Origin of the sequence: Shinella sp. WSD5-1 (assembly GCF_963942435.1) — a bacterium.
GTDB classification, from domain to species: domain Bacteria; phylum Pseudomonadota; class Alphaproteobacteria; order Rhizobiales; family Rhizobiaceae; genus Shinella; species Shinella yambaruensis.
The window spans coordinates 2,894,530-2,907,447 of record NZ_OZ012596.1 but is presented as its reverse complement, the minus strand read 5'-3'; the positions used below and the strand labels follow the sequence as shown (position 1 = coordinate 2,907,447).

The following is a 12,918-nucleotide window of genomic DNA, read 5'->3' as shown; positions in this document are numbered from 1 at the left end:
TACATTTTTCTTCACTTTCGCCATGTATCACCTGTGGTGAAGGAGAATGCCGTGTTGGACAGATTGATGCTGGACCCGTCGCTCTACCGTGATGCGATGAGCCGCTATGCCGGCCATGTGCAGATCGTGACGACGGCGCATGCGGGCGAAAGGCGCGGCGTGACGATCACCGCCGCCTGCTCGGTGTCGGACAATCCGGCCATGGTGCTCGCCTGCGTCAACGCCTCCAACCCGAAGAACGCGATCTTCTCCAGGAGCGGCAATTTCGCGCTCAACACGCTCTCGGGCAGCCAGATCGAGCTTGCCAACGCCTTTTCCGGACGCGACCCGGCGCTGACGTCCGAGCAGCGCTTCGCCATGGGCAACTGGCAGGAGCTGGTGACCGGCGCGCCCGTGCTGAAGGACGCGCTGGCCGCCTTCGATTGCCGGCTTGTCGAGCTCAAGGTCATGGCGACGCACATGGTGCTGATCGGCGAGGTGATGGGCGTCTCCTTCGGCGAGCCCGGGGAGGCCCTTCTCTATATGGACCGGGGCTATCGCACGCTATAAGTTCGTTCTTCCAGACGGAGGAATGGCGTGGCCTATCAACGCGGAAACAGACCGCAATCCATCGACGAAACCGTGGACATGCTGGCGGCGGGCAACTATCTCGCCGGAAGGTCGCTGGCGACCGTCCTGTTCCTCGCGCTGCGCATGAAGCGGCCGCTCTTCCTGGAGGGCGAGGCCGGCGTCGGCAAGACGGAGATCGCCAAGGTGCTCGCCGCCGCGCTCGACCGCCCGCTGATCCGCCTGCAATGCTACGAGGGCCTCGACATCTCCTCGGCGGTCTATGAGTGGAACTATCCGGCGCAGATGCTGGAGATCCGCCTTGCCGAGGCCGCCGGAACCACGGATCGCGGCCGCATCGAGGCCGATATCTTCTCCGAGCGCTATCTCATCCGCCGCCCCGTGCTGCAGGCGCTGTCCTCGCCGGACGGCCGGGCGCCGGTCTTCCTGATCGACGAACTGGACCGCGCCGACGAAGCCTTCGAGGCCTTCCTCCTCGAAGTGCTGTCCGATTTCCAGGTGACGGTGCCGGAACTCGGCACCATCCGCGCCGCCGAGCCGCCCATCGTCATCATCACGACGAACCGCACCCGCGAGGTGCACGACGCGCTGAAGCGCCGCTGTCTTTACCACTGGGTCGACTATCCTGCCGCCGCGCAGGAGCTGGAGATCATCCGCCGCAAGGTGCCGGGCTGCAACGCGGCGCTCTCGCGCGAGGTCGTCGCCTATGTGCAGAAGCTGCGCGGGCTCGATCTCTTCAAGAATCCGGGCGTCGCCGAAACCATCGACTGGGCGAGCGCGCTCACCGAGCTCGACCGCGTCGCGCTCGACCCGGAAACCGTGTCCGACACGCTCGGGACGCTGCTCAAGTACCAGGACGACATTGCCCGCATCGAGGGCGCGGAAGGGCGCAGGCTGCTGGATGGCGTGAAGGCCGACCTGGCGGCGGCGGGCTGAGCGATGACGGCGGCGGCGGACAATGGCCCGGCGGGCGCGGCCCTCGAAGGGCGGCTTGCCGACAATATCGTGTTCTTCGCCCGCGTGCTGCGCAAGGCGGGCCTGCGCATCGGGCCGGCGGCGGTGACGGATGCCATCGAGGCGGTGCGGGCGATCGGCATCGGCGAGCGCGAGGAATTCTATACGGCGCTGCATGCGACGCTGGTCAAGCGGCACGAGGACGACGCTGTCTTCGACGAGGCGTTCCGGCTGTTCTGGCGCTCGCGCGATCTCGTCGGCAAGATGATCGCGCTGATGTCGCCGGTGGTGCGGCGCGAGGAAGAGCGGGAAAAACGCAAGGCGGGCGAGACGCGCGTCTCCGATGCACTGTTCGGCGGCCGGCAGGACGAGCGGCGCCTGCGCGACGAGCCCGACATCGAGGTCGATGCCCGGTTCACCGCCTCCGGCAGCGAGGTGCTGCGCAAGACCGATTTCGCGCAGATGTCCGCGGCCGAGCTTGACGCCGCCAAACGCGCCATCGCCGGCCTCGTGCTGCCTCTCGACGAGGTGCGCACGCGCCGCTTCCGCCGCTCCACCCGGCCGGTGGCGATCGACGCGCGCGCCACGATGCGCCATGCCATGCGCACCGGCGGCGCGCTGATCCTGCCGCGCCACCGGGAGCCGAAGACGGTGCATCCGCCGCTCGTGGTGCTGGCCGACATTTCCGGCTCGATGAGCCAGTACACGCGCATCTTCCTGCATTTCCTGCATGCGCTCGGCGAGCACCGCCGCCGCCTGCACGCCTTCCTGTTCGGCACGCGGCTCAGCAATGTCACGCGCCAGATGCGCCACCGTGATCCCGATATCGCGGTGGAGGCGTGCAGCCAGTCGGTCAGCGACTGGTCCGGCGGCACGCGCATCGGCGAGACGCTGAAGGAATTCAACCGGCTCTGGTCGCGCCGCGTGCTGGGGCAGGGCGCCGTCGTGCTGCTCATCACCGACGGGCTGGAGCGCGAGGGCATCGACCTCCTGGAAAGGGAGATGGACCGGCTGCACCGCTCGTGCCGGCGGCTCGTCTGGCTCAATCCGCTGCTGCGTTTCGAAGGGTTCGAGGCGCGGGCGCGCGGGGTTCGGGCGATGCTGCCGCATGTCGACGAATTGCGGCCAGTGCACAACCTGGAGGCCATGGCCGACCTGGTGGCGGCGCTTTCCGGCGCGGCGCCGCGCGGCACCGGCGATCCGCGGCGTTTCCTGCCGGCGGCATGAGGAGGGGAGAATGGAGACCAACGACGTGTTCGATCCGCTGGCCATCGCGGAACGCTGGATGGACGACGGGCGCATGGTGGCGCTCGCCACCGTCATCGAGACCTGGGGCTCGGCGCCGCGCCCCGTCGGCAGCCATCTGGTGATCGACGGCGCGGGCAATTTCCACGGCTCGGTTTCCGGCGGCTGCGTCGAGGGCGCCGTCATCGGCGAGGCGATGGAGGTGATTGCGGACGGCGAGCCGCGGCTGCTGGAATTCGGCATCGCCGACGAGACCGCCTGGCGCGTCGGCCTGTCCTGCGGCGGGCGCATCCGGGTCTATGTGGAGCGCGTCGGCTGATGGATCCCTATCTGCTGCGCAAGCTGAACACGGAGCGCGCCGCCCGCCGCGCCGTCATCCACCTGACCGATCTCGGCGACGGGCGCGACCGGGTGATCCGCGAGGGCGATCCGGTCGCCGGCCCGCTCGGCGAGGCGATCGCGCGCGCCTTCCGCTCGGGCCGGTCCGGCCTTGTGGAGGTCGAGGATCGAAAATTCTTCCTCAATGTCCACCTGCCGCCCGCCCGCATCGTGGCCATCGGCGCGGTCCATATCAGCCAGGCGCTGGCGCGGATGGCGGGCGTCGCCGGCTTCGACATCACCATCATCGACCCGCGCACCGCCTTTGCCACGGAAGAGCGCTTTGCCGGCATCGACCTTGTCGCCGACTGGCCGGAGGATGTGCTGAAGGCGCGGCCGCTCGATGCCTATACCGCCCTCGTCGCCGTCACGCACGATCCGAAGATCGACGATTTTCCGCTGTCGCAGGCGCTCACCACCGGCTGTTTCTATGTCGGCGCGCTCGGCAGCCGGAAGACCCATGCCAAGCGTGTCGAGCGCCTGACGGCGCTGGGGCACGGCGCGGCGGAGATCGCCCGCATCTCGGCACCCATCGGCCTCGATATCGGCGCTGCGAGCCCGGCGGAGATCGCCGTCGCCATCCTGGCCGACATCGTGGCGCATCTGCGCCGGCGCCCCCTCCTCGGGGCCGGACCATGATCTTCGGGGAGGTTCCGGTGTCCGGGGCGCTGGGCGCGCGGCTGGCGCATGGCGTGCGCGTGGCGGGCCTGTCGCTGCACAAGGGGCATGTGTTGACGCAGGCGGACTGCGACGGGCTGCTTGCCGCCGGCATCGCGACCGTCATCGCCGTGCGCCTCGAAGCCGGCGATCTCGACGAGGACGCGGCGGCGGCGCTGATCGCCGGGGCGATCCCGCCGGACCACCTGACCTTCACCCCGCCCGCGACCGGCCGCATCAATCTCCATGCCGCCGCCAACGGGCTCTTCGTTGCCGACCGGGCGGCCGTCGACCGGTTCAACCGGGTCGATCCGGCCATCACCATCGCCACCCTGCCGGACCATGCCAGCGTGACGGCCGGCGACATGGTGGCGACGATCAAGATCATTCCGCTGGCGGTGGCCGGCGATCTCGCGCGCAAGGCGGCGGCGGTGCTGGCCTCCAGCCGGGCGCTGGAAGTCAAGCCGTTCGCGCCCCGCCGCGTCGGGCTCGTCGCGACGGAACTGCCGACGCTGAAACCCTCCGTGATGGACAAGACGCGCCGGCTGCTCGAACAGCGCCTGCATCCTTCCGGCAGCCGCCTTACCGGCGAGGTGCGGGTGCCGCATCAGGCGGCCGGCGTCGCGGAGGCGATCCGTATGGCTGCGGCCGACAACGACCTCGTGCTCGTCTTCGGTGCTTCCGCCGTCACCGACGGCAACGACGTCATCCCCGCAGCCATCCGGGCTGCCGGCGGCGTGGTCGAGCATGTCGGCATGCCGGTCGATCCCGGCAACCTGCTGGTCCTCGGCCGCGTGGGCGCGGTGCCGGTCATCGGCGCGCCCGGTTGCGCGCGCAGCCCGAAGGAAAACGGTTTCGACTGGATCCTCGCCCGCATCCTCGCCGGGGAAACGCCGGGCCCCGCCGAGATCACCGGCATGGGCGTCGGCGGCCTTCTCGCCGAAATCCCGAGCCGGCCGCAGCCACGCGATACCCGCGCGGCGGAACGGCCGCTCTCCGTCGCTGCGCTGGTGCTCGCCGCCGGCCGCGCCAGCCGCATGAACGGCCGCCACAAGCTGCTCGCCGCCTTCGACGGCAAGGCGCTCGTCCGCCGTTCGACGGAGGCCGCGCTGGCAGCCCGGCCGGCGCGCGTGCTGGTGGTGACGGGACATCGGGCGGAAGAGGTGGAGGCGGAGCTTTCCGGCCTCAGGGTCGATCTCGTGCGCAATCCCGATCACGCGCAGGGCATGTCGACCTCGCTGCGGGCGGGCGTCGCCGCGCTCGGTCCGGGCTGCGACGGGGTCGTCGTCATGCTGGCCGACATGCCGCATGTCACCGGCGAGGACGTGCGCCGGCTGCTCGACGCCTTTGCCGCGGCCGGCGGCCATGCCATCGTGCGGGCCGTCTCCGGCGGAAAGCGCGGCAATCCCGTCGTGCTGCCGCGCACCACCTTTGCCGCGATCCTGCAGCTTGAAGGCGATGTCGGCGCGCGCCATATCGTCGAGAGCGCCGGGCTCGACGTCGTCGACGTGGAGATCGGCGCGGCGGCGCATGTCGATGTCGATACGCCGGAGGCGGTGCTGGCCGCGGGCGGGGTTCTGAAAGGGTAGGGCATGGATCGGGACGCGATCGAGGAGATGTTCCAGGCGCTGGGACCGGTGACGATCAAGCGCATGTTCGGCGGCAAGGGCATCTACCACCAGGGCCGCATCCTGGCGCTGGAAGTCTATGACGAGATCCTGCTCAAGGCCGACGCGGTCAGCGCTCCGGATTTCGCGGCCGCCGGCTGCCGGCAATGGCTCTATGACGGCAAGAGCGGCAGGCCGGTGAAGATGCCCTACTGGTCCATTCCGGACGAGGCCTTCGACGATCCCGACCTCATGGCGCTCTGGGTGCGCCGGGCCTACGAGGCGGCGCTGCGGGCGAAATAACCGCCGCCCGGAAAACACCGCATTCAAACTTGACTTATATTGTCATGTTGTCCATTACCGGACGGTCCGCGCGTCAAAATTGCGCGGGCAGAGTGCGGTGAGGTCTCCATGAAAAAGGTTCGTTTCCACGCGTCGACGCTTCTTGCGGGCACGGCCATGGCGTTGGAGCGTTTCCGCTTCTCTCCCAGTCGCAAAACCGCTCCAAACTTCTGCTTCGCTGCGATCCCGGACGCAAAACCGCTTTGCACTTTTGCCGGAATTGCTCTGGCGCTGCTGGCGGCCGCTGGCCCTGCCGCCGCGCAGGACGTGACGGCGACCGACCTCCAGCAGATCAACGTGGAAGGCGACGGCAATGGCGACGGCATCGTCGACGTTCCGGCCGGCGTCTCGACCGCCGACCGCGAGAAGATCCAGGACCGCTATGCCGGCGACGTGATGCAGGTCCTGCGCTCCGCACCCGGCACGTTCACGCGCGAGCCGGCGGACCAGCCGGGCATCACCGTCAATATCCGCGGCATGCAGGGCATGGGCCGCGTCAACAGCATGATCGACGGCGTGCCGCAGACCTTCAGCAACCTGTCCGGCCATGGCGGCACCTTCGACAGCCTGCTCTATGTCGAGCAGAACATGCTGGTCGGCGTCGACGTGACGCGCGGCGCCGTCTCGGGTGCCGAGGGCATGGGCACGCTGGCGGGCGCGGCCAATTTCCGCACGCTCGACGTCGACGACGTGCTGCTGCCCGGAAGGGACTACGGCGTGATGACCTCGGTGCGCGCCGGCACCAACGGCTTCGACTATTCGCGCCTTCTCAGCGGCGCCGTGCGTACCGAGATGGGCGAGGGCGAGATCGGCATCGTCGGCGCGCTCAGCGACACGAAGAAGAGCCCCTACGAGAACGGCTCGGGCATTCTCTACCCGAATGCCGGCGACCAGCACCCGAAATCGGGCCTCTTCAAGGTCAACCTGGCGCCGAATTCCGATCACAAGCTGTCGCTCGGCGGCGTCTGGTACGGCAACGAGTTCCTGCCGGGAAGCTCCGGCTACAACTGGATCGTCGAGAACCAGACCTATACGGCGAAATACAGCTACCAGCCCGGCAGCGACCTGATCGACCTCTCGATCAACGCCTATCTCAACATCACCGATCTCGAATTCGACGGCACCAACGGCAATGTCAGCACGTTCGACGGCCGCAAGGGCACCAACACGACGACCGGCTTCGACATCTCCAACCGCATGCGCTTCGATCTCGGCGAGGAAACGGAGCTGAAGCTCACCTATGGCGGCGCCTACAGCCGCGACCGCTACGAGGGCAATGCCAAGCGCGGCGCCAATCCGGACGGGACGCTGGTGAAGGCGGGCGTCTTCAGCGAGGCGACGATCTCGCACGGCATCTTCGACCTGACCGGAGGCCTGCGCTACGACTACTGGTCGCTCGAAGGCATCAGCGGCTACGACGCGCCGGGCACGAACGGCTGTGCCGCCGGCGGCGATCCGTGCCCGATGGAGACGCTGTCGCGCGACGGCGGCGACCTCAACCCGAAGGTCACCCTCTCGGCGCGCCCGCTCGAATGGCTGCAGCCCTATGTGACCTATGCCCATACCGCCCGTCCGCCGACGGCGGCCGAGATGTTCTATCCCGGCGGCCACAGCTTCGACGGCTCCTCAGACCCGATCAACAACAATCCCAACCTCGTGCCGGAAAAGAGCCGCGGCTGGGAGCTCGGCGTCAACATGACGGCGGACGACCTCCTGACGCCGGGCGATTCCGCCTGGCTGAAGGTCGGCTACTTCCACAACCGCATCCGCGACTACATCACCTACGACATCGACACGGACGGTGCCGCGCGCTGGGTCAACGTGGATGGCACGACGGTGATGAAGGGGCTGGAAGTGGAGGGCGGCTACGATGCCGGCCGCTACTATGCCGGCTTCTCGCTGACGCTTGCCGACACCAAGCAGCCGGAGGGCGCCGCCGCCGGCGTCGGCAGCGACACGGGGCGGCTGCCGGACGACTTCCTGACGATCGACGCCGGCATGCGCTTCCTGGAGGAAACGCTCACGGTCGGCGGCCGGATGCGCTATGTCGGCAAGAGCAAGCAGGCCTATATCAACCAGAGCATGGCCTTCGACGTCGACGCCTATACGCTGTTCGACGCGCATGCCTCCTGGCAGATCAACGAGAACGCCAAGATCTTCTTCAATGTCGAGAATGTCTTCGACACGACCTACATGAAGGCGAATTCCGGCCTGATGGACAATTACGGCGGCGTCAAGAACGGCCGCGGCCGCACCTTCATCATCGGCGCGACGGCCCGGTTCTGATCATTTCCGCAAGGCTTTCACCGCATCGGCGGCAAAGCGAGAGAGCGGCGCGGGCAGGGCATCGAGCGCGAACCAGCCGAATTCCGGCAGCTTTTCCGGCTCCATGACGCGCGGCTCGCCGGAGAAATCCTCCGTCACATAGATGAGCGACAGCCAGTGCTGGCGTTCGTCCGCGATGATCTGTTCGGAAACGCAGAGAAAATCGACGGCGCCGATGGTCAGCCCGGATTCCTCCTCCGCCTCCCGGCGGGCGGAATCCACGGCGCGCTCCATGTGGTCGATCTTGCCGCCGACGATGTTCCACGCACCCGCCTCCGGCGCGCGCAGGCGCCGGTAGAGCAGGAGCCTGCCCTCACGCAAAATCGCCAGGCCGCAACCGAGGCCTGGCACATCGATGCCTGGAATGGACATTCGGGGAGATCAGGCCTTGCCGGCGATCAGCATGAAGGCCGGAACCTCGTCGCCGAAACCGAGCGGCGTCGGGCCGTCGTCCTCGTCGCGGCGGTAACGGCTGCGGCGATCGCGGCTGTCGTCATTGGCCGGACGCGGCGCGCTATGGTTTGCGGCACGCGGATTGCGAGCGGGATTCTGCGGCCGCCCTTCCGCCTTGCGTTCAGCTTTCACGGCTTCCACCTTCTCTTCACTCTCGCTGGTCTCGATGCGCGTTTCGGTCGCGCGGGGTTCACCCTTGCGGCCACGGGAACGATCGCGGTCGCGGTCACGACCGCCCCGATCGCGGCCGCCGCGGGGACGCTCGCGCTCCTCGCTCTCGGCCTGCGGCGGCAGGTCTTCGATGCCGCCGCTCAGCCATTCGATCTTCTGATCGATCAGCTTTTCGATGGCGTCGAGGAACTTCCCGTCGCGCTTGGATACCAGGGTGAAGGCGGCGCCCGAGCGGCCGGCACGGCCGGTGCGGCCGATGCGGTGGACATAGTCCTCGGCATGAATCGGGACGTCGAAGTTGAAGACGTGGCTCACATCCGGAATGTCGAGGCCGCGGGCCGCGACGTCGGACGCCACGAGCAGCGTGAGCTTGTTTTCCTTGAAATTGGCCAGCATCGTCGTGCGGGCCCGCTGGTCCATGTCGCCGTGCAGCGCGCCGACGGAGAAGCCATGGCGATCGAGCGAGCGGAAGAGGTCCGCCACGTCGACCTTGCGGTTGCAGAAGATGATCGCGTTCTTGAGATCGTCCTGGGCGCGGATGAGATCGCGCAGCGTGGCGCGCTTCTCGTAGTCCTTGCCGTGGGTGGCGACGAGGCGCTGCGTCACGGTCTTGGCCGTGGAGGAGGGCGGTGCCACCTCGACGCGCTCCGGGTTCTGCAGGAAGCGGTCGGCCAGCTTCTGGATCTCCGGCGGCATGGTGGCCGAGAAGAACAGCGTCTGGCGCGTGAAGGGAATGAGCTTGGCGATGCGCTCGATATCCGGGATGAAGCCCATGTCGAGCATGCGGTCGGCTTCGTCGATGACGAGGATCTCGACGCCGGTCATCAAGAGCTTGCCGCGCTCGCAATGGTCGAGCAGGCGGCCGGGGGTGCAGATCAGCACGTCCGCGCCGCGCTCCAGCTTGCGGTCCTGCTCGTCGAAGGAGACGCCGCCGATGAGGAGGGCGACGTTCAGCTTGTGGTTCTTGCCGTATTTCTCGAAGTTCTCGGCAACCTGGGCGGCAAGCTCGCGCGTCGGCTCCAAGATGAGCGTGCGCGGCATGCGGGCGCGGGCACGGCCCTTTTCGAGCAGCGTCAGCATCGGCAGAACGAAGGAGGCGGTCTTGCCGGTGCCCGTCTGGGCGATGCCGAGAATGTCGCGCCGTGCAAGGGCCGGCGGAATGGCGCCCGCCTGGATCGGGGTCGGGATCGTGTATCCCGCGTCGGTGACGGCGGACAGGACTTTCGGGCTCAGGCCAAGATCAGCAAAAGTGGTCAAAGGGAAAACAGTTTCCGTTCCGGTTCTTACGAACGCAATGAGGTTCAGCGGCCCTATCGCCGCAAGGATGCAGCGCAAATATGCCGAAAGTGCCGGAAAGTCAAGGAAATCAGCGAATTTGGTAAATCCGCGAGAGATTTGAAGCCGATGGCGGATATTTTTGTCATACCAAGGCGTATCGCCTTGCCTTACGTCAATCCATATAGGTCGTCAGCTTCATGCCGGCGGTGAGGAAACGCATGGGGTCGAGCGCCTTGCCGTCGCGGCGCACTTCATAGTGCAGATGCGGGCCCGTGGAGCGGCCCGTCGTGCCGGAAAGCCCGATCGGGGTGGAGGCTTCCACATGGTCGCCGACCCTGACGAGCACGCGGGAAAGGTGGGCATAGCGCGTCGTCAGGCCGTTGCCGTGGTCGATTTCCACCATGTTGCCGTATCCGCCGTTGCGCCCGGCCACGACGACCGTGCCCGCGCCGGTTGCGCCGATCTCCGTGCCGGTGCGGGCGCGAAAATCGATGCCGGCATGCAGCGCGAGACGGCCGAGGAACGGATCGGTGCGGTTGCCGAAACGGCTCGTGATGCTGCTGGCGGGCGCGGGGTTGCCGAAGGGCAGCTTTCGCGCCGTGCGGCGGGCATTGTCGAGGCGGTCCAATGCGACGTCGAGGTCGTTGATCGAGGCCTCGAACGGATCGGTGACGTCGACCGGCTCGACAAACGGGCCGCCGATCGCCGTTTCCGAATCGCCGCCCTCCGCCGTTTCGGTGACATCGAAGCCGGTGCGGCGCAGGATGGTCTGGATCGCGTCGGCGGTCTCCGAGGCGCCGGCCGCCAGCGTCTGGATGCGGTCGATCTGCTCGTGTTCCAGGTCCTTCAGCGAGAGCGTGACCTTGGAGAAGAGCCGGTCGGCGCGATCGGCGACCGATTCGTTCGTCGCAGCATAGGCAAGCTGCGTCGTCTTCTTCTGTGCGCCGCCGGTCGCGCCCATGATGGCGTTGATGGCACCCACCGCATCGGCCCGGCGCCCGTCGACGACAGGCGTGCCATCGGTCAGGGGCGCGGTGCCGGTCGCCTCGGCACCGGCATTCTCCGCGCGGTTCAGCAGCGCGTCGAGCTTGCCGTGGCGGGCGGAGAGGGCGAGCTGCTGCTGCATCAGCTTCTCGACCTTCTCCTCGACGACCTGCTGGTCGAGCAGCTGGCGGCTGGTGACGCGGTCGACCTGCGCCCGCAGCGCGGAGATACGGTCCTCGTAGTCGTGCTGCATGCGGGCCTGGCGTGCCATGGTGGCGCCGATCAGGTCGTCGCGCAGCACGAGATAGGAGGTGGCGGCGAGATAGCCGACGGTGAACATGCCGGCAAAGCAGAAGGTGACGGCGGCCATCCAGGGACGGATGGTCATGTGGCGGATCTTGTCGCCGCTCGCGAGGATCACGACATGCTGCTGCGCACGCTTTCCGAAGACGCGGTTTTCAGGACGCTCCGCCACCATCTACTCCCCGACCGATTCTCAAGGTCTCGTGCGGGAAATTACACATTGTTAGGGTTAACAAAGCCTTTCCCGGAGGGGTTGTGCGGGTTGAATATCAGCTCTGGCTGACGGAAACGAGGGAACGGTAGAAGGAGGGAGTCAGCCCGGCTTCCGCCCGCGCCACGTCGTTGAAGGGCGGTTTCAGCGGCCCGCGGAAATTCGCGCGCACCAGTTCCCTGAAGGTGGCCGACGGATCCTTCCTCTCGCGGGCGCAGAGGAAGCGGAACCATTTCGCGCCCACCGCCACATGGCCCTTCTCGTCGTTGTAGATGACGTCGAGGATGTCGGCGCTGGCATCGTCCCCGGTCTCGCGCATCTTGGCCTGCAGCGTCGGCGTGACGTCGAGCCCGCGCGCCTCCAGGATGAGCGGCACGACGGCAAGGCGCGCGGTCAGGTCGTTGCGCGTGTCGTGCGCGGCCTGCCAGAGCCCGTCATGGGCCGGCAGGTTGCCGTAATCCGCGCCGAGCTCGCGCAGGCGGTCGCGGATCAGCCGGAAATGCTTGGCCTCCTCGAAGGCCACCTGCATCCAGCCGTCGAAGAAGGAATGCGGCACGCGCTCCGTCGTGAAGCGCGCGACGATGTCGAGCGCGAGGTCGACGGCATTGAGCTCGATATGGGCCAGCGCATGGAGAAGCGCGATGCGGCCCTTCAGCGTGTGCAGCGAGCGCTTCTCCATGTGCCTGGGCGGAATGAGCTCCGGTCTTTCCGGCCGGCCGGGCCGCGCCGGCAGGGCCGGATCGCGGGGCGAGCGCATCGAAAGCGTGCGGGCGAACCAGCGGCGCGCCGTCTCCTGCGCGAGCGCCGTCTTCAGGTCGAGATCGGCGGCCGCGATGGCCGCCGTGGTGCCGCCACGGAGGCTTTCGATATGTGGAAGTTCCGTCATTTCAAATATTTGCCTTTAGAATTTAAAGCTTTCTGGCGGCTTCCAGCACGGCCTCGACATGGCCCTTGACCTTCACCTTCGGCCAGATCTCGGCGATCTTGCCGTTGGCGTCAACGAGCACGGTCGTGCGCTCGACGCCCATATAGGTGCGGCCATACATGCTCTTTTCCTTCCAGACCCCGTAGGCCTCCAGCGTCTGGAGGCTTTCGTCCGAGGCGAGCGGTATGCCGAGCGTGTGTTTTGCGACGAACTTGTCGTGCTTCTTCACCGGATCGGGCGAAAGGCCGAGGAGGGCGACGCCGGCCGCCTCGAAATCCGCTTTCGCGGCGGTAAAATCCTTCGCTTCCGTCGTGCAGCCTTCCGTGTCATCCTTCGGATAGAAGAAGAGGACGACGGGCCGGCCGCGCAATGCGGAGAGCGAAATGGTGCCGCCGCCATCGCGCGGAAGGGTGAAGTCCGGGGCATCGGTGCCCGGGGCCAGTTCTGCCATGGGATTTCCTTTCTTTGGCCGGCTTTTTGAGTCAAGGAGCCGGCTTCCCGCATATATAGTGGCACAC

At 67.3% G+C, this 12,918-nt stretch carries 13 protein-coding genes; 8 read left to right on the top strand and 5 right to left on the bottom strand.

Going from position 1 to position 12,918, the window contains the following annotated elements; translation table 11 throughout:
• Positions 1–66: 66 nt before the first annotated feature.
• From AABQ55_RS14365 to AABQ55_RS14330, 8 genes are all read left to right on the top strand, one after another.
• Complete coding sequence (locus AABQ55_RS14365) at positions 67–549, top strand: flavin reductase family protein (RefSeq protein WP_244765988.1); 483 nt, start codon at positions 67–69, stop codon at positions 547–549.
• A 78-nt stretch (positions 550–627) separates the two neighbouring features.
• Positions 628–1,503 carry an AAA family ATPase gene (locus AABQ55_RS14360; protein WP_272807461.1) on the top strand — a complete coding sequence of 292 codons (876 nt, stop codon included), beginning with the start codon at positions 628–630 and terminating at the stop codon, positions 1,501–1,503.
• Positions 1,504–1,506: 3 nt separating this feature from the next.
• Entirely contained in the window at positions 1,507–2,748 is a 1,242-nt protein-coding gene (locus AABQ55_RS14355) for a vWA domain-containing protein (protein ID WP_272805479.1), read from the top strand.
• A 10-nt stretch (positions 2,749–2,758) separates the two neighbouring features.
• Positions 2,759–3,085, top strand: a complete 327-nt coding sequence (locus AABQ55_RS14350) for an XdhC family protein (protein WP_272805478.1) — start codon at positions 2,759–2,761, stop codon at positions 3,083–3,085.
• Positions 3,085–3,783 carry an XdhC family protein gene (locus tag AABQ55_RS14345; RefSeq protein ID WP_272805477.1) on the top strand — a complete coding sequence of 233 codons (699 nt, stop codon included), beginning with the start codon at positions 3,085–3,087 and terminating at the stop codon, positions 3,781–3,783. The genes AABQ55_RS14350 and AABQ55_RS14345 overlap by 1 nt, the downstream gene beginning before the upstream one ends.
• Positions 3,780–5,390, top strand: coding sequence for a molybdopterin-binding/glycosyltransferase family 2 protein (locus AABQ55_RS14340; RefSeq protein ID WP_272805476.1), 1,611 nt, complete (start codon positions 3,780–3,782; stop codon positions 5,388–5,390). Before AABQ55_RS14345 ends, AABQ55_RS14340 begins: the two co-directional genes overlap by 4 nt.
• A 3-nt stretch (positions 5,391–5,393) precedes the next feature.
• The gene (locus AABQ55_RS14335; protein ID WP_272805475.1) at positions 5,394–5,711 is read left to right on the top strand and encodes a TfoX/Sxy family protein; all 318 of its coding nucleotides are present in this window, start codon (positions 5,394–5,396) and stop codon (positions 5,709–5,711) included.
• A 108-nt stretch (positions 5,712–5,819) separates the two neighbouring features.
• Entirely contained in the window at positions 5,820–8,036 is a 2,217-nt protein-coding gene (locus AABQ55_RS14330; RefSeq protein WP_272805474.1) for a TonB-dependent receptor domain-containing protein, read from the top strand.
• Here the strand turns inward: AABQ55_RS14330 and AABQ55_RS14325 are convergent, their stop codons facing one another.
• The 5 genes from AABQ55_RS14325 to AABQ55_RS14305 form a co-directional block, all read right to left on the bottom strand.
• Positions 8,037–8,447: an NUDIX domain-containing protein gene (locus tag AABQ55_RS14325; protein WP_272805473.1), complete on the bottom strand. Its 411-nt coding sequence runs from the start codon at positions 8,445–8,447 to the stop codon at positions 8,037–8,039. It abuts the gene before it with no gap.
• 9 nt (positions 8,448–8,456) lie between these two features.
• Positions 8,457–9,956 (bottom strand): DEAD/DEAH box helicase, encoded by a 1,500-nt coding sequence (locus AABQ55_RS14320; protein ID WP_244765459.1) that lies wholly within the window; start codon positions 9,954–9,956, stop codon positions 8,457–8,459.
• Positions 9,957–10,149: 193 nt separating this feature from the next.
• A complete protein-coding gene (locus AABQ55_RS14315) occupies positions 10,150–11,439 on the bottom strand; it encodes a M23 family metallopeptidase (RefSeq protein ID WP_272805472.1) in 1,290 nt (429 codons plus the stop codon).
• A 94-nt stretch (positions 11,440–11,533) separates the two neighbouring features.
• The gene (locus AABQ55_RS14310; protein WP_272805471.1) at positions 11,534–12,361 is read right to left on the bottom strand and encodes a ferritin-like domain-containing protein; all 828 of its coding nucleotides are present in this window, start codon (positions 12,359–12,361) and stop codon (positions 11,534–11,536) included.
• A gap of 22 nt (positions 12,362–12,383) precedes the next feature.
• A complete protein-coding gene (locus tag AABQ55_RS14305) occupies positions 12,384–12,851 on the bottom strand; it encodes a peroxiredoxin (RefSeq protein ID WP_272805470.1) in 468 nt (155 codons plus the stop codon).
• Positions 12,852–12,918 lie beyond the last annotated feature (67 nt).

Coding starts and splice junctions, on each gene's coding strand:
- AABQ55_RS14365 (WP_244765988.1), top strand. CDS start 67: ATGCTGGACCCGTCGCTCTACCGTGATGCGATGAGCCGCTATGCCGGC.
- AABQ55_RS14360 (WP_272807461.1), top strand. CDS start 628: ATGCTGGCGGCGGGCAACTATCTCGCCGGAAGGTCGCTGGCGACCGTC.
- AABQ55_RS14355 (WP_272805479.1), top strand. CDS start 1,507: ATGACGGCGGCGGCGGACAATGGCCCGGCGGGCGCGGCCCTCGAAGGG.
- AABQ55_RS14350 (WP_272805478.1), top strand. CDS start 2,759: ATGGAGACCAACGACGTGTTCGATCCGCTGGCCATCGCGGAACGCTGG.
- AABQ55_RS14345 (WP_272805477.1), top strand. CDS start 3,085: ATGGATCCCTATCTGCTGCGCAAGCTGAACACGGAGCGCGCCGCCCGC.
- AABQ55_RS14340 (WP_272805476.1), top strand. CDS start 3,780: ATGATCTTCGGGGAGGTTCCGGTGTCCGGGGCGCTGGGCGCGCGGCTG.
- AABQ55_RS14335 (WP_272805475.1), top strand. CDS start 5,394: ATGGATCGGGACGCGATCGAGGAGATGTTCCAGGCGCTGGGACCGGTG.
- AABQ55_RS14330 (WP_272805474.1), top strand. CDS start 5,820: ATGAAAAAGGTTCGTTTCCACGCGTCGACGCTTCTTGCGGGCACGGCC.
- AABQ55_RS14325 (WP_272805473.1), bottom strand. CDS start 8,447: ATGTCCATTCCAGGCATCGATGTGCCAGGCCTCGGTTGCGGCCTGGCG.
- AABQ55_RS14315 (WP_272805472.1), bottom strand. CDS start 11,439: ATGGTGGCGGAGCGTCCTGAAAACCGCGTCTTCGGAAAGCGTGCGCAG.
- AABQ55_RS14310 (WP_272805471.1), bottom strand. CDS start 12,361: ATGACGGAACTTCCACATATCGAAAGCCTCCGTGGCGGCACCACGGCG.
- AABQ55_RS14305 (WP_272805470.1), bottom strand. CDS start 12,851: ATGGCAGAACTGGCCCCGGGCACCGATGCCCCGGACTTCACCCTTCCG.